This window comes from Ralstonia insidiosa (genome assembly GCF_008801405.1).
GTDB lineage: Bacteria > Pseudomonadota > Gammaproteobacteria > Burkholderiales > Burkholderiaceae > Ralstonia > Ralstonia insidiosa.
Map to the genome: position 1 here is coordinate 472,487 of NZ_VZPV01000003.1, position 16,090 is coordinate 488,576.

Sequence of the window (16,090 nt, forward strand, 5' to 3'; positions counted from 1 at the left end):
GAAACATGAATCGATTGCTCAACAAGGTCGCGATCGTGACCGGCGGCGCCCGCGGCATGGGCGCGCAGACGTGCCGGCTGTTCGTGCAGGAAGGTGCGCGCGTCGTCATCACGGATGTGCTGGAAGCCGAAGGCGAAGCGCTGGCGCGTGAGCTTGGGGATGCCGCGCGCTTTCGCAAGCTGGATGTGAGTGATGAATCCCAATGGGCCAGCCTGGTGGCGGAAACCGTGGAGGACTTCGGCCGCGTCGACGTGCTGGTGAACAACGCTGCGGTGCTGGCGTTCGGCAGCATCACCGAACTGTCGAAAGCCGCGTTCGAGCGTGTGGTCGCCATCAACTTGGTCGGCACGTTCCTCGGTATCCGCGCGGTGGCGCCGTTCATGAAGCAGCAGGGGGCCGGCTCCATCGTCAACATTTCGTCGGTGGACGGCTTGCGTGGCGTCAATGCGTTGGCCGCCTATGTGTCGAGCAAGTGGGGCGTGCGCGGGCTGACCAAGGCGGCGGCGCTGGAGCTGGGCCATCACGGTGTGCGGGTCAACTCGATTCACCCGGGTGGCGTGAATACGGTGATGTCCAACCCGACCGGCGCGCCGCTGGAGGAAGTCAACCAGGGCTACCGCCATGTGCCGGCGCAACGTGTCGGCGATCCTGACGAAGTCGCGCGTGCGACGCTGTTCCTCGCCAGCGACGAGGCCTCGTACTGTCACGGCAGCGAGCTGGCTGTGGATGGCGGCATGGCTGCAGGCAGCTACTACCCGGGCTTGCCCGGTTCGCCAATCTGAACGATCGGCAACGGCAGCGGAAGCTGCCTTCTGCACTGTGACGGGAGCAGCGGCCCAAGCAAACCCGGCCTCTCCGGGCGCCTGGTACGACCGCAACGGGCAGGAGAACGGTGACAAATGCGCCTGGACGTTCGGCGCGCCGCTGGTGATGTTCCGCAACGGCGTGCAGTGGAAGATCCAGGGCGAATGGTCGAATGCGGCGTACACCGCGGGCACCGGCTATCCGAGCGCGTCCGGACAGAGAGGGTGCCTGTCGGGTCTCTGATCTGCGACGCGCAGAACAGCGCCGGCCTGACGCCAAGTCTGGCCGGCGTTGTCATGTTCTCGCAGGCGGGCAGCTGATCTGCAGCTGCCGTGCCTCGACATCAACCAGCCACTGCCTGTTCGGCACCACTGACAATCTGCTCGAACGCGGAAAGATCCGGCGCAGCCATCACATCCCGAAAGCGCGCGTAGTTCCACGGCCAGCTGGCCGGCACGCCTTCGCCGTCGAGGTACCAGCTGTTGCAACCCGATGCGAAGATGGTGTTTTTGGCCGCTGCCAGGCGTGAGGCCTCGTAGGCATCGAGCGCTTCCTGCGTGGCGGCAATTTCCGAGCACTCACTGCTGCGCAGCAGATCCAGCAATTGCGCGATGTAGCCCCATTGCTTCTCGGCCACGTCGATCAGCGAGAAGTTGCCGACCGGGCTCGTCGGGCCGTTGAGCATGAAGAAGTTCGGGAACTCGGGCACGGAGATGGCCAGGTAGGCGTGCGGCCGCTTGGCCCACACGTCGTCCAGGCGGCGGCCGTCGCGGCCGACGATCTGCGTCGGGCGCATGAAGCGGTCCGCGTGGAAGCCGGTGGCCGTGACCAGCACATCGAGCTCGTGCAGCGTGCCGTCGCGCGTGAGGACGCCGTTGGCGGTGACGGTTTCGATGTCGTCGGTCACCAGCTCTGCGTTCGGGTGCTGAATCGCCTGGTAGTAGTCGGGCGAGAAGATCAGGCGCTTGCAGGCGGCGCGGTAGTTGGGGCGTAGCTTTTCGCGCAGCACGGGGTCTGGCACGCTGCGTTCGAGGTTGTCCAGCACGATCGCTTCGATCATGGCGATCTCAGGCGAGGATGCGTCCGCCACGGCCGTGGTGAAGCGCTCCACGTTTGCCACGTAGGTCTCGTCGTTCTGCATGCGCTTGAGCAGCGCCGGATCGTCGCGGAACGCTTGCTTCTGCTCTTCGGTGAACGTGGGGTTCTCCACCGGCATAATCCATTGCGCGGTGCGCTGGAAATGCTTGAGCTTGCCGGCACGGCCAGCCAGTGCCGACACCAGCTGCACGCCGGTCGAACCGTTGCCGATGATGCCGATGCGCTTGCCGTCCAGCGGCACGGCGTGGTCCCACCGTGCGCTGTGCAGCAGGTCGCCGGTGAAGTCTTTCAGGCCAGGAATGTTGGGCGTGCGGGGGTGGTGCAGCACGCCGGTGGCCGCGATCACCACGTCGGCTGTGTCGCGCAGGCCACTGGCCGTTTCAAGATGCCAGCGCCCGCCCTTGAACTCGCAGCGCTTAACTTCCTGATTGAAGCGGATCAGTTCGTCGATCTTGTACTTGCGGGTCGTCTGTTCGAAATAGCCTTGCACCTCTGCGCCCGGGGGCAGCTGGCGAGTCCATTCGGCATTCGGCTCGAACGAGTACGTATACGCGTGCGAGGGCACGTCGCAGGTCAGGCCTGGATACGTGTTCTCGCGCCACGTGCCACCCACGCGGGAGGCCTTTTCGTAGATGGTCACGTTCTTGTAGCCGGCTTCGAGCAGCTTGATGCCGCTCAAGATGCCCGACATGCCTGCGCCGAGTACGACGACCCGCAGGTCTTGATTGAGGTTGGGTTGCGTCATGATGGGTTGCATCCTTGTGGAGAGGGGCTCGGATCGCGATGGGGTCGAAGAGAGCCGGAGCTCGACGGTGCCAAATATGGCCGTCGGTGCAGTTGTGATGTCCGGAGCAGGCTACAAGGGGGTCATCCGTCATCGGAGGTGGCCCCAGCATGCCAGCGCGCGGCGGGGCCAACATCGCACGAATGCACTATGCGGATGTTCGGCACGCGTACAACGCTGGCTTTAACGATGCCTTCCACATGCATGTCATCGCAAGTGAGTGTCATCCCCGCGAAGGCGGGGACCCAATTGCGTCAACAGCGCTGGATTTTTTTCCTGCGCTGGACCGGCGGCAGTGTGCCGGCGGTGTCATGAAATGGAAGCGGCTCAATGGCCCGAAGACACTGCGCCGCCTGGCGCCGGACGCTTGAGCAGACACGCCAGCGGAATGCACAGCAGCAGCGCGACCGCCAGCAGATGGAATGCTTCGGAATACGTCATGACCATCGCCTCGCGCTGGATCTGCGCGGCCAACTGGCCCAGCGCCTGGAGCTGGGCATGGACAGCATCGCCGTGTTGCTCCACCAGGCCTTGTGCCGTGGCGGCCAGGTAGGCCTGACCGGTGGGTGAATTCCAGCTCAACGATTCACGAATCACGGCGTCGTGAAAGGCGTAGCGCCGGTCGATCAGCACCCCGAGCAGCGCCAGCCCGACCGAGCCGCCCAGATTGCGCGCCATGTTGTACAGCCCAACGGCATCACCGGCGTCTTCCTTGGCCGCGGCGCCCAGCGAGGCCTGGTTGAGCGGCATCATCGCCATCATCTGGCCGACGCCGCGCAGCAATTGGGAATCGATGAAATCCCCGCCGACCGACTGCGCCGTCAGCGCGACATCGAGCAGGCAACTGGCGCCAAAGCAGAGCAGCCCCGCAATCACCATGACACGCATGTCGATGCGGCCGAGCAGTTGCGGCAGGATCGGCGCCATCAGGAAGGCCGGAACGCCGTAGACGAGCATGATCGACCCCGACTGCTGGGCGTTGTACCCCGCAATGCCGGCAAGGAATTGCGGCAGCAGGTACGACATGCAGTACATGCCCGCGCCGATCGTGAAGACGATCACGATCACGCTGGCGTAGCGCGCGTTGCCCAGCAGGCGCAGCTTGACGATGGGCTTGCTGGCACGGAACTGGCCGGCCACCAGCAGGCCGATGCCCACGACGGCAATCACCCCGAGCCAGACGATCATCGGCGATTCGAACCACTGTTCGCGCTGGCCTTCTTCCAGCAGCACGGTCAGCGAGCTGAGCCCGATCGAGAGGCCGCTGATACCGAGCCAATCGGCACGGAAGAAGCCAGACCAATCCGTGCGCTCGTTCGGCAGGCCCACGCGCAACAGCACCATCAGCGCGATCGACACCGGCAAGTTGAGGAAGAAGCACCAGCTCCAGTCGAGGTTCTCCGTCAGCCAGCCGCCGACCGTTGGGCCCAGCATGGGCCCCAGCAGGACCGTGAGCCCGAAGATGGTCATGCCGATCGGCATCTGCCGCCGCGGCATGCGCGTGGCGACGATGGTCTGTGCGGTGGGGATCATGGCGCCGCCGGCGAAGCCCTGGCCGATGCGGCCGATGACCATCTGCGCGAGGCTGTGCGAGACGCCGCAGAGGATCGAGAACGCGATGAACAGCACGGCATTGCCGAGCAGAAACCGGCGCAGGCCGAAGACCCGCGTCAACCAGGCGGCGAGCGGAATCATGACGATTTCCGACATCAGGTAGCCGGTCGAGATCCAGGTGCCCTCGGTGCCAGTGGCCCCGATCTTGCCCTGGATCTGTGGCAGTGCCGAATTGGTGATCGAGATGTCGAGGCTCGCCATCAGCGCGCCAAGGGCGCCAGCTGCTACGGCAATCCAGTCGACCGCGCGAGCGCGCGGCTCCAACCCCTGCGGGTCAGACTTACCCACGCGAGGCTTCCTGGTCGATGCGCTCCCGCGCCGCCTGCGCGCCGCGCGTATCGACATGCACCGTGACCGACAGGCCGGGAACGAGCACGCTGCGCGCCTCCTTGCCGGCCTCCACGCGGATGCGCACCGGCACACGCTGAACGATCTTGGTGAAGTTGCCCGTGGCGTTCTGTGGCGGCAGCAGCGCGAACTGTGCGCCGGTGCCGGGCGACAGGCTCTGCACGGTGCCGTGCAGTTCCGTACCGCCGAGTGTGTCGACCAGAATACGTGCCGGCTGGCCGGGGCGCATCATGCCGATCTGCGTTTCCTTGAAATTGGCTTCGAGATAAAGGTCCTGCACCGGCACGAGCGTCAGCAGGCGCGAGCCGGGCTGCACGTACTGGCCGACGCGCACGGCGCGGTCGCCCACGCGGCCGGCGCTGGCGCTGCGGATGACGGTGTCGTGGATGTCGAACTGGGCTTGGCGCGCACTGGCTTGCGCCACTGCAAGCTGCGCCTTGGCCTGCTCAATCTGGGCCTGCGTGGCGACCACCTGGCGCTGCGTAGCCAGCAGGGCCGCGCGGTTGGATTCCACGTCGGCCGCGGCCTGCTTGCGACCGGAGCGCAGCTCGGCCATGCGTTCGCCGCTTTCTGCGCCAATGGCCACCAGCGGGGCATGGCGCTGCGTTTGTTCAACCACAAAGGCTTCGTGGGCGCGGGCGCCGTCGAGTGTTGCGCGGGCCCGATCCACCTCGGCCTGACGCTGCAGCAGCTCGGCCTCGCCACGGGTGATGTCGGCGCGGCGTGCGGCGATGGTTGCAGTGGCCTGCTCGAGGGCGGCCCGGTATTGGCGGTCATCCAGCCGCACCAGCGGCTGCCCGGCCATCACGGTCTGGTTGTCTGTGACGAGCACTTCGGCCACGTAGCCCGTGACCTTCGGCGCGATGATCACGTTGTCGGCGCGCAGGTAGGCATCGTCGGTGGTTTCAATGAAGCGCCCGACCATCCACCAGCGCAAGGCCCAGACGCAGGCCAGCACCAGCAGGCCGCTACCCAGCAGCACAAGCAGGAGAACCCGCCGGCGGGGGAGTTGCCCGCCTGCGGCGATGTCGGGTCCGATGGCCTCGCCGGCCGGTGCGGTCATGGACATGGAGGATCCCAATCGGAGGACGGTGGCAGGTCGGGCGCCCCGCCATGCGGTTGGCGCCGTCCCCGCCGGGTCAAAGCATCAAGCCATCAGGCCATCAAGCCACGTTCGCGCGCCAGGGTCATGGCGGTGTCTTCGATCATGTCTTCCTGACCACCCACCAAGCGTTGGCGGCCCAGTTCGACCAGAATCTCGCGCGCCGGAATCTTGTACTTGGCTTCGGCGCGCTTGGCGAACAGCAGGAACGAGGAGTACACGCCCGCATAGCCCAGCGTCAGCGCATCGCGGTCGATGCGGATCGGGTGGTCCATGATCGGCACGACCAGGTCTTCCGCCACATCGGCGATGCGGAACACGTCGACGCCGGTCTCGATGCCCATGCGTGCACACACGGCCACGAAGACTTCCATCGGCGTGTTGCCGGCGCCGGCGCCGAGGCCCGCTGCGGCCGCGTCGATGCGGTTGGCGCCGCAGGCCACGGCGGCCAGCGAGTTGGCGACGCCCATGGCCATGTTGTGGTGGCCGTGGAAGCCGAGTTCCGTTTCAGGGCGCAGCGCCTGGCGCACGGCGGTCAGCTTCTCGGTCACGTCGTGCGGCAGCATGTGGCCGGCCGAATCGGTGATGTACAGGCAGTTGGCGCCATACGATTCCATCAGCAGCGCCTGCTTGACGAGCTGCTCGGCCGGCGCCATGTGCGCCATCATCAGGAAGCCCACCGTATCCATGCCCAGCTTGCGCGCCATGCCGATGTGCTGTTCGGACACATCGGCCTCCGTGCAGTGCGTGGCCACGCGGATGGTGTGCACGCCCAGGTCATGCGCCATGTGCAGGTGCTCGACGGTACCGATGCCCGGCAGCAGCAGTGCCGACACCTTGGCCTGCTTCAGTTCGCCGAGCACGGCGCGCAGGTAGTCCTCATCGCTGTGCGCGGGGAATCCGTAGTTGACCGAAGCGCCGCCCAGGCCGTCGCCGTGCGTGACTTCAATCAGCGGCACGCCAGCGGCGTCCAGCCCGCGCGCAATGCTCTTCATCTGCTCCAGAGAGATCTGGTGGCGCTTCGGGTGCATGCCGTCGCGCAGCGTCATGTCATGCAGGGTAATGCGTTGTGTCATGTCGATTGTCCTCGGGCTCAGGCTCAGGCGAGTGCCGGTTCGGCTGCGGGCAGCGAACCATCCAGCAGTGCGGTGGCAATGCGTTCCGCGGTGCGTGCGGCAGCGGCGGTCATGATGTCCAGGTTGCCGGCATAGCGGGGCAGGTAGTCACCCAGGCCTTCGACTTCCATGTAGATGGACACGCGCTTGCCGTCGAACACCGGGCCGTTCTTCAGGGTGTAGCCGGGCACGTACTGCTGCACGTCGGCAATCATGGCGTGGACGGACTTGGTGATCGCTTCCACATCCGGCTCGTCTTCCGTCAGGCAATGCACGGTGTCGCGCATGATCAGCGGCGGCTCGGCCGGGTTGATGATGATGATGGCCTTGCCTTCGCGTGCGCCGCCCACCTTCTCAATGGCGCCCGATGTGGTGCGCGTGAATTCGTCGATGTTCTTGCGGGTGCCCGGGCCGACGGAGCGCGACGACACCGTCGCCACGATCTCGCCATAGGCCACCGGCTGCACGCGCGACACTGCATAGACGAGCGGAATGGTCGCCTGCCCGCCGCAGGTGACCATGTTGACGTTCATGGCGTTCGAGCCCAGGTGCGCGTCGAGGTTGACCGGCGGCACGCAGAACGGCCCGATGGCCGCGGGCGTGAGGTCGATCATGCGCACGCCGCGTGCGGTGAGCTTGTCGGAGTGCTCGCGGTGGACGTAGGCGGAGGTCGCGTCGAAGGCGATGCGGATGCCGTCGGCCTCCAGGTGGGGCAGCAGACCGTCAACGCCCTGGTCGGTGGTCTTCAGGCCCATTTCACGGGCGCGTGCCAGGCCTTCCGAGGCGGGGTCGACGCCGACCATCCAGACCGGCTCCAGTACCGTGCTGCGACGCAGCTTGTAAAGCAGATCGGTGCCGATGTTGCCGGGGCCGATCAGGGCGCATTTGATTTTTTCCATGGGGCTTCCTTCGGATGATGGGCGCGCAAGGGCACGCACAACGTGCCCTTGCGCGGGAGCAGCGTCAGACAAAGTCCGCCGTGCAACTGCCAATGCCGCTGATGTGCATGCGCAGGCGGTCTCCGGCCTTCACCGGGATCAGCGCGGCGAGCGAGCCGGAGAGGATGGTCTCGCCGGCTTCCAGCGCAACGCCAAGTTCGCCCAGCGTATTGGCGAGCCATGCGACGGCGGCGGCCGGATGGCCTTGCACGGCATCACCGCGGCCGGTGGCGACGCATTCGCCGTTCTTCTCCAGCGTCATGGTGCAGGCGGCCAGGTCCAGCCCTTCGGGGCTGACACGCGTCTGGCCGAGCACGTAGACGCCGCACGAGGCGTTGTCCGCCACGGTGTCTTCAATGCGGATGCGCCAATCCTCGATGCGCGAATCGACGATCTCGAAACAGGCGCAGACGGATTCGGTGGCGGCCAGCACGTCTTCAGGCGTGATGCCGGGCCCGCGCAGGCTGTGCTTGAGCGTGAAGGCGATCTCGCCTTCGGCGCGCGGCGCGATGAGGGTGCCGGCGGGAATCGCCTGACCTTCCGCGTAATGCATGCTGGCCAGCAGCATGCCGAAATCGGGTTGGTGCACGTCCAGCATCTGCTGGACGGGTTTGCTGGTCACGCCGATCTTCTTGCCGACGATGCGGTCACCGGCTGCCAGACGATGGGCAAGGAACCGCTGCTGGATGCGGTAGGCGTGTTCGATCGTGAGACCGTGGCCGCGGCTGCTCAACGGCGCGACCGGCGCGCGCGCGACGAGGGCGCGATGGAGTTCTTCGCCGAGGCTGGCGATCAGATCTTGTTGCATGGTGGAGTGGGGAAGCAGTGTGCCGGCGGGTGCCCGCTGGTATTGAGATCCATGCGGGCGCCCGTCACATCACAGGTCAGGTGCCAGAGCTGCGGGCGGCATCCGGCGAGAAGTAGCCGGGGTTGAACTGCGGGCTGTTGTTCAGCACAGGCATCACGTTCTCATTAGACAACCGGTCGGCCAGGTATGCGCCCGAGGCCAGGTCGTGGTAGAAGGTGACCCCCGTGTAGAAGGTGTGTGCATCGTAGGCATACAGCGTGGTTGCCATGTTGGTGCGCCACAGATTGCCTTGCGCGTCGAAGTTGTCGGCGAGCACGGCAATCCAGCTGTCCTCGTCCAGATAGAGGCGGCGCTTGGAGTACTGGTGGCGGTAGCCCGACTTGAGGGTCGCTTCCAGCACCCACACGCGGTGCAGCTCATAGCGCATGAAGTCCGGGTTGGCGTGGCCCTTGCCGAGCATGTCCTTGTACTTGATCGACGCGCTCATCAGCTTGTAGTTGTCATACGGCACATAGACTTCCTTCTTGCCGACGATCTTCCAGTCGTAACGCACGCCCGTGCCGTTGTAGAGGCGGTCGTCATCCACGGTGCGGAAGCCGCCTGTGCCATTGGGCTGGTCGAAGCCATACTCGGGCGCCTGACGCACGCGGCGGGTGCCGGGGTTGTACATCCAGGTCCGGTTGCCGTTGTCGCTGTTGTCATCCCACAGCGAGTAGCCGACCAGGACCGTGCCGCGGTCGCGCAGCGGCAGCAGTGTGGTCTGGCGGAAGAACGTTCGGTCATACAGTTCGTTCTTCGAGTCGACGGTGCCCGTGTTGCGCATGGAGAAAATGTCGTAGCGCACGCGCCCCCACGCGATATTGCCTTCCGGATAAACCACGGCCTGGTCGTAGGTGGCGGCCTCGGCGCCAATGCCGGACGACAGCCGCAGGTTCCACATCAGTTCCACGCCGTTCTTGGGAATGGGGAAGGGAACGATCGGCGGCGCGTTCTTGATGCCGTTGGCGGCTTCGGCGGTCATGGTCGACGTCGGCGCCAGGGTGCGGATTTCCTTATAGACCGCGTCGGTGAAGCGGAAGTCGCGGTGCGACGGATAGACCGGGATCTTGAACGTCTCGGGGTAGCGCTTGAGCAGCGCCTTTTGCCCGTCGGTCAGGTGATTCTCGTACTGCGCCATGTTCTGCGCGGTGATGACCACCACCGGCTTCTCGTTGGCGTACGGGTCGGGATACCGCTCACCGGCCTGCCATTTCACGCCCGGCGGCGTGCCGAGCCACTTGCCGTTCCAGGCGGGGATCTCGCCGTCCTTGCTGCCGGCGCGCTCGGCACCGACGGGGGTCAGTTTGCTGTCGAGCTGTTTGAGTTCGTCCGCGCTGTTCGCCGCGAAAGCGGCGGTGGCGAGCGCCATGCCGCTTGCCAGCAGCATGGCGGGAATGCGCAGTCGGGGTGTGGGTCGCATTGCTGTGTCTCCTTGGGATGATGCCGGCCACCCGGAGGCGGCCAGTGTGCCTGTATGCCGGTGTGCCGGTTTAGAACGAATACTTCGCGTTGAACGCTACGTAGCTGCGGTCAGCCAGCGGACGATCGTTGAGGTCGGCCCCGCCCATGAACTTGGCATACGTCAGGTTCAATTCCAGGTTGTTGAGGTACTTCATCGTGACGCCGATGCTGGCGCGGCGGTCGCCTGCGCCATACAGGGAGCCGAATGCGCCCGGCACCGAGCTATGCCCGCTGATCGCCTGGGCATAGTTAAGCGGCACGGTCATGTCCCAACCGTCGAACACGTTGTTGTAGGTGAGGGACCAGCCGATCTGCGCCGCCACCGCATCACGCGAGTTCGTGAGCACGCTCTGGCCGTAGACCGGATCGACGCTGAGCACGTGGATGTACCCGATTTCTGCCACCAGGCTTTGCGAGTTGGCCAGCTTGTTCGGGCCGATCGAGTAGATGGCCGACAACTGGCCCTGCACGACCTTGCCGCGCGTTGCAGTCGGCGAGCCTTGCACATTGACCAGCATCGGCTGGCCGTCCTTATAGCTCACTTCGCCGGCCACGTTGGCCCCGAACACCTGCGTCGAGAAGCTGGCGCCGGTCAGGTTGATACCGCTGAAGTACTTCTGCTGGTACTGCAGCGTCGGGAACATCGAGATCAGAACGCTCGGGTTCTTGTCGCTGTACCGCAACTGGTACAGGCCGATCTCGGTGTCTTCGGCCACGCGGAAGCGCGTGCCGATACCCCACTGGCCGGCGTTGGTCGGCTTGATGTCGGGCCCGCGCGGAATGTTGAAGCCGGGGCCGGCGATCAGGTATTCCGAGCCTGGGCCGACGATGTCGCTGGTGCTGAAGAAGCTGCCCGGCGGAAACAGTTGGTTCTCCTTGTAGACGAACTGGTAGTAACCCATCACGCTGAGCGACGGGTTGATCTGCCATTGCAGCGAGGCCTGCGGCACGGGCAGCAGAATGTCCTTCACTTCCGCGCCGGGCACGAACGACTTGGTGGCATCCACCGGGCCTTGCGCGCCGGCGATGTTCGGGAAGTACAGGCTCTCGCCCCAAGCCACGACCTGGTTACCGATCTTGCCGCTCAGGCGCGTGTCGCCGATGCCGACTGCGCCATAGGCGTAGGCATCCAGCAACTGTGCGCGCTGGCCCTGGAAATTGCGCGCATACGTGGTGAACTCGTTGAAGGCGCCGCTATGGTTGACGGTGCCGGGCGCATTGTTGGCGTTAGTGCCTTGGTATGCCGTGTCATAGAAGGCGCTGCCGCGCACGAACAGACCATAGTCGCCGTGCTGCAGATTGCCTTCGCCCAACAGCGATGCGCGATTGGTGATCAGGCTGCCGCGATGGAAGTTGCGGTTGCCGTCGTCGCCGTTGATGTTGGCCGGCGACAGAAGCGTGTCGCTTGGCTTGCCCGTACGCATCGCCACGCCGTAGTTGGCCGTGAACGAGTAGCTCAGCGAAGTGTCGTTGCCGAGATCGACGGAGTTGTCCGCCCATGCTGCAGGTGCGAACAGCGTAGCAAGTGCCGCGGCGATGGCCGAGGGGCGCAGCGTACGCTGCAGCCGGGTCGGTTGATTTACGGGTTTGTCCTGCATCAGTCTCCTCCTGGGTGTGGTCAGCGCTGGGCCTGCAGCACATGCCTGGCCTCTTTTCTTGTGGCAAGCCTAAGGAGCGAGGTATGCGCTGAAATCGTCAGAACGGACTAGTCCAGCGAAATTCGACGAATGGCGTCGCACGGCCCTCGCTGCAGATGCCCGCGTGGGGCCGGGACAGGGCAAGAACGCGGTCACCGTCTTGTATCGGCTTCAGGGAAATCCCCCAGAGATTGGCCACTGCGATCAGCGGCCCGCAGGCGTTGGAGCTGCAGCCGTAAGGAAGGCGGGACGTTCGCCGCCGCCATCGATCACGAGGTTGGCGCCCGACACATAAGCCGCCTGCGGCGAGGCCAGGAACAGGCACGCGTTGGCGATGTCGGCCGGGTCTGCCAGCCGCTCGAGCGGCACGGTGGCGCAGACGCGTTGCAGCGCATCTGCGTCGCCGTAGTGCCCTTGCTGTGCGGTTTCGGTCAGCACCAGGCCGGGGCTCACCGCGGCAACGCGCACACGTGGCGCCCACTCCACGGCAAGCGTGCGCACTGCGTTCAGGATGCCGGCCTTGGCGGCGCCATATGCCGCCGTGCCCGGCGAAGGGCGCAGTGCACTGACGCTGCCGATGAACAGCTGCACGCCACCGCTGGTCTGCTTGTGCATCACAGCGTTGGCACGCTGCGCCAGTTGCAGGGGCGCCACCAGGTTCAGGCGGATGACGGACTCCATCAAGCGCGGCGAGGCGTCTGCGGCCAATGCGAAAGGCGAGCCCCCCGCGTTGTGGATCACGATGTCCAGCGTGCCGCTCTTGCTCACGATGGTGGAGAGCAGTGCGTCCATCTGTTCGCCGTCACGGATGTCGGCGGTGATGAATTCTGCGCGGCGCTGCGTGCCGAGCGAAAGCGTTTGCGAGTCATCGGGCGGGGTGCGTCCGCACGTGTAGACCGTGGCCCCTGCATCGAGAAAGGCCTCTGCAATGGCGGCGCCGATGCCGCGCGCGCCGCCGGTGACGAGCACGGTCTTGTCTTTGAAATCGAATCCCATCATGGCGTGTTTGGCCTGGTTGGCCTGCGTTCTGTGGTGAGGTGGTGAGCGAAGAAGTCAGCGCCGATGGTAGGGAAAACCGCGCCTGCGCTCGTAGTCCGAAGAGACGATGCTGGTGGCTGGGGTGGGGAAGATGATCGTCGCCAGACAACCAGACACGGAGCCTCACCAATGTCAGCTTCACAATCGTCGATCACGCTGCCCGTCGGCCGCTACGTAACCACGGCCACCGGGCTACGCCTGCATAGCACCGAGGCCGGCAGCGGCGAGCCGGTGGTGTTCATCCACGGCAGCGGGCCGGGGGCGAGCGGCCACAGCAACTTCAAGTACAACGCGCCGGCCTTTGCGGCAGCGGGCTATCGCACCGTGGTGGTGGATCTGCCGGGTTACGGGCTGTCGTCCAAGCCCGACGACGTGGAATACACGCTGGACTTTTTCGTGGCGGCGCTGCGCGAGCAACTGCAGGCGCTGGAAGTGGGACGCTGCGTGCTGGTGGGCAATTCTCTGGGTGGCGCGATCGCGCTGAAATACGCCCTGGACTACCCCGCGGACGTGAGCCGCCTGGTGATGATGGCGCCCGGCGGCGTGGAAGAGCGCGAGACCTACTTCCAGATGGAAGGCATCCAGAAGATGGTGTCGCTCTTCACCGGCGGCCACATGAACCCGGACACCATGCGCCAGCTGCTGCAACTGCTGGTCTATGACACCAGCATGGTGACCGATGCGCTGGTGGAAGAGCGCATGAACGTGTGCCGCCACCAGCCGCGCGAGGTGCTGGCCACGATGCGCGTGCCGAACCTGTCTGACCGCCTGGGTGAGGTCGCTTGCCCGGTACTCGGCTTCTGGGGCACGGAAGATCGTTTCAACCCCGTGGGCGGCGCCATGAAATTCCTGGAAAGCTGCAAGGATGCGCGCTGCGTGCTGATCAACCGCTGCGGCCATTGGGTGATGGTCGAACATCGCGATTACTTCAACCGTGAGTGCCTGGGTTTCCTGGCGGACACGGCGAACGATAAGTGATCGCTTGTTGGCTTGGTATCGACAGTCGTAACGCCAGGGTGCCAGTCCCAACCGTTTGCGCAGGCAGACGGGCTGAAAACCTAGTCTGGTTAGACGATGTGGACGGGCGCTCCAATCTCTAACGTGAATCCATCAGACCGGCAAAAGCCGGCGATCGCCAGACGAACCAACGGATTGGCGTTTTGTGGAAGGAGACAGCAATGAAAGCCGGACTGTATGCAAGCTTTCTCGTAGGGTTGGGCGCAACGTTGGCGCTGGGGCTGGGCACGGGTGTCGAGCCATCATCGGCGCCGCTGGCCGTCAGCCAGCTTGGCGATGCGTTGCAGCACCTCATGAATATCGACGACGCTTCAGCGGCCCCGGTCGCGGCATCCCTGCGATGCGACGATGCGTGCCACCAGAAATATGACGTGACGGTGGTCGACGTCCTGAACCATCTCCCCCGCCAGTAAGAGACGGGCGTTCCGCGCGCCAGTCGTGCGGCCGTGAATGCCGCTCTGCCTCAGACCGGGCCAGCTCCATGATGGACGTGGCCCGGCGTCTGCCTTTAGCTCGCCTGCACCGCGGCGCCAGCGTTGCTGCGACGGGCGGTGTGGAGCGCCTCCGCACGTTGCTTCACGTCGCGGGCCACCTGATCGAACCCCGCCTTCACCCACGCACCGTGCTCGCGCATGATGGTCTCTGCATTGAGCCCGAGGAACAGGTCTGTCGTGAAGTAGCGTGAGCGCTGTGGGCCGACGGCTTCGATGTACTGGTCGCGCCGCGCGGCGTCCTTGTTGTCGTCGGTGGGGCGCTGTTCCCATGACAGCAGCCGCTCCGGCTCCCACGCCACCAGATATTCATTGACGGGAATGGTCTGGTCCGTGCCGGGGATGCGCACCTGCATGTGCACCATGTCGCCCAACCGGCCGGTGGTCTTCAAACCTGGGCAGAAGGTGTTCCATTCTGCGTAGTGCTCGAAGTCGGTCAGCACCTCCCACACCAGCGATGCCGGCGCGTTGATGTCCACCTGGATCGATGTGACGAGATTCTCTGCTTTTGCCATGGGCTCCTCCGTGAAACGGTGTCGTTGGAAATCAGGAAATAAGAAAGGGCGCTCAAGACGCCCCGTTTTTGCTTGCTGTTAGCCCATCACCACCACGCTCGATAGCAGCAGCTTCACGAGCACGGCCTGCCGCGTGGCACCCGTCTTGGAGAAGATGCCCCGCAGGTGGGCGCGCGCGGTGTTCTTCTTGATGCCGAGCCGGGTGGCGGCTTCGTCCAGCGTCAAGCCGTCCACCATCAGCAGGGCGAGTTCGATTTCGGTGGGCGTGCGTGTTGCGCGGCGAGCCCGCCGGGTCGCGAATGAACACGGCCACGGCGGGCCGGTGCGCCTTGTCTTCCGCGCGATAACTGAGCGGGATGGGGCGCACCAGCACGCTGAGCGGCGTGGGCACTTCGGGCCGCGTCAGCGTGGTGACTTCACTGCGCATGTTGGCGGTGGCCTGGGCTTCGACCGCGCCTTCCAGGATCTTGCGGAACTTGCGGTTCTCCACCGGGCAGTGCGCCTGCAGCATGCCGTCGGCGACATGGAGGCCATCGCGCGCGCGCAGCAGGCGGTTGGCCATGTCGTTGGTCTTCATCACCTTGCCGCGCTCGTCCAGGATCACGGTGCCGACCAGCAGGCGATCGACGGCGCCCTCATACAGGGTGCGCTCCGACTCCAGCACGTCGAGCCGCGCGTGCAGATCGACGGCGCGCTTCAGGTGGGGCAGCAGCCCGCCCAGCAAGGTCTTGTCGGCATCGTCAAAGTCCTGCCCGTCGTGGTTGCGGCTCACGAACAGCGCGCATTCCACCCCATTGGGGGTGACGAGGTTGACTGCGAGGATGTAGCGCAGGTCGAGCGGTTGCAGGTATTGCACATAGAACGGGTGGGCCAGCCAGCCGGTCTGTCCGAACAGTTCATCGGCGCTGAACAGCCGATCCGGGTGCAGGTCCAGAAAGGGGCACAGGGCGTAGTACTGCTCGCTGTACGAGGGCTCGCCCGGTAGCAGCGGGCCGTAGTGCGACGCGTTGACGATCAGCCCGGGCCGGCAGGTGGCGGGGTGCCGTAGCACCAGCGTCACGAAGGCCGCACCCAGCCGCAGGCGCACGCTTTCGAGAAAGCCGGCCCAGGGCACTGCCTCGGTCGGCCCCTGGTAGAGCAGGTCGAGCAGGGCGCTCAGTTCGCTGGCCGGCAGCGGGTCGGGCAACTTCATCGTGATTCCTCGCGTCGCGACAACGGAAAAAGGCGGCGCGGGCCGCCTTTCCCATCGTACGGATCGAGGCGCTGGCCTCATCGTCCGTT

At 65.3% G+C, this 16,090-nt stretch carries 13 protein-coding genes and 1 pseudogene; 3 read left to right on the plus strand and 11 right to left on the minus strand.

Features of this window, described 5'->3' with window-relative positions:
- Positions 1-5: 5 nt before the first annotated feature.
- A complete protein-coding gene (locus tag F7R11_RS24245; RefSeq protein ID WP_064807156.1) occupies positions 6-782 on the plus strand; it encodes a glucose 1-dehydrogenase in 777 nt (258 codons plus the stop codon).
- A 365-nt stretch (positions 783-1,147) separates the two neighbouring features.
- Here the strand turns inward: F7R11_RS24245 and F7R11_RS24255 are convergent, their stop codons facing one another.
- From F7R11_RS24255 to F7R11_RS24295, 9 genes are all read right to left on the minus strand, one after another.
- Entirely contained in the window at positions 1,148-2,647 is a 1,500-nt protein-coding gene (locus F7R11_RS24255) for a flavin-containing monooxygenase (protein WP_064807151.1), read from the minus strand.
- Positions 2,648-3,013: 366 nt separating this feature from the next.
- Positions 3,014-4,645 carry a DHA2 family efflux MFS transporter permease subunit gene (locus tag F7R11_RS24260; protein WP_082932918.1) on the minus strand — a complete coding sequence of 544 codons (1,632 nt, stop codon included), beginning with the start codon at positions 4,643-4,645 and terminating at the stop codon, positions 3,014-3,016.
- Positions 4,581-5,711, minus strand: coding sequence for an HlyD family secretion protein (locus F7R11_RS24265; RefSeq protein WP_472511596.1), 1,131 nt, complete (start codon positions 5,709-5,711; stop codon positions 4,581-4,583). Before F7R11_RS24265 ends, F7R11_RS24260 begins: the two co-directional genes overlap by 65 nt.
- Positions 5,712-5,803: 92 nt before the next feature.
- Positions 5,804-6,826 carry a 4-hydroxy-2-oxovalerate aldolase gene (gene dmpG / locus F7R11_RS24270; protein ID WP_021197669.1) on the minus strand — a complete coding sequence of 341 codons (1,023 nt, stop codon included), beginning with the start codon at positions 6,824-6,826 and terminating at the stop codon, positions 5,804-5,806.
- Between the two features lie 23 nt (positions 6,827-6,849).
- The gene (locus F7R11_RS24275) at positions 6,850-7,764 is read right to left on the minus strand and encodes an acetaldehyde dehydrogenase (acetylating) (protein WP_021197668.1); all 915 of its coding nucleotides are present in this window, start codon (positions 7,762-7,764) and stop codon (positions 6,850-6,852) included.
- Positions 7,765-7,828: 64 nt separating this feature from the next.
- The gene (gene dmpE, locus F7R11_RS24280) at positions 7,829-8,611 is read right to left on the minus strand and encodes a 2-oxopent-4-enoate hydratase (protein ID WP_021197667.1); all 783 of its coding nucleotides are present in this window, start codon (positions 8,609-8,611) and stop codon (positions 7,829-7,831) included.
- Between the two features lie 76 nt (positions 8,612-8,687).
- The gene (locus tag F7R11_RS24285; protein WP_031330245.1) at positions 8,688-10,070 is read right to left on the minus strand and encodes a DUF1329 domain-containing protein; all 1,383 of its coding nucleotides are present in this window, start codon (positions 10,068-10,070) and stop codon (positions 8,688-8,690) included.
- A 70-nt stretch (positions 10,071-10,140) separates the two neighbouring features.
- Complete coding sequence (locus F7R11_RS24290; protein ID WP_021197665.1) at positions 10,141-11,709, minus strand: DUF1302 domain-containing protein; 1,569 nt, start codon at positions 11,707-11,709, stop codon at positions 10,141-10,143.
- A gap of 243 nt (positions 11,710-11,952) precedes the next feature.
- A complete protein-coding gene (locus F7R11_RS24295; protein WP_021197664.1) occupies positions 11,953-12,747 on the minus strand; it encodes an SDR family oxidoreductase in 795 nt (264 codons plus the stop codon).
- A 168-nt stretch (positions 12,748-12,915) separates the two neighbouring features.
- Here F7R11_RS24295 and F7R11_RS24300 point away from each other — a divergent pair, with 168 nt between their 5' ends.
- The gene (locus F7R11_RS24300; protein WP_021197663.1) at positions 12,916-13,764 is read left to right on the plus strand and encodes an alpha/beta fold hydrolase; all 849 of its coding nucleotides are present in this window, start codon (positions 12,916-12,918) and stop codon (positions 13,762-13,764) included.
- Between the two features lie 200 nt (positions 13,765-13,964).
- A complete protein-coding gene (locus F7R11_RS24305) occupies positions 13,965-14,216 on the plus strand; it encodes a hypothetical protein (protein ID WP_021197662.1) in 252 nt (83 codons plus the stop codon).
- A 95-nt stretch (positions 14,217-14,311) separates the two neighbouring features.
- On the opposite strand, the gene F7R11_RS24310 is transcribed toward F7R11_RS24305, so the two are convergent.
- Together F7R11_RS24310 and F7R11_RS24315 are read right to left on the minus strand one after the other, a co-directional pair.
- Positions 14,312-14,809 (minus strand): SRPBCC domain-containing protein, encoded by a 498-nt coding sequence (locus tag F7R11_RS24310; RefSeq protein WP_021197661.1) that lies wholly within the window; start codon positions 14,807-14,809, stop codon positions 14,312-14,314.
- Between the two features lie 78 nt (positions 14,810-14,887).
- Positions 14,888-16,001, minus strand: a pseudogene (locus tag F7R11_RS24315) (helix-turn-helix transcriptional regulator).
- Positions 16,002-16,090 lie beyond the last annotated feature (89 nt).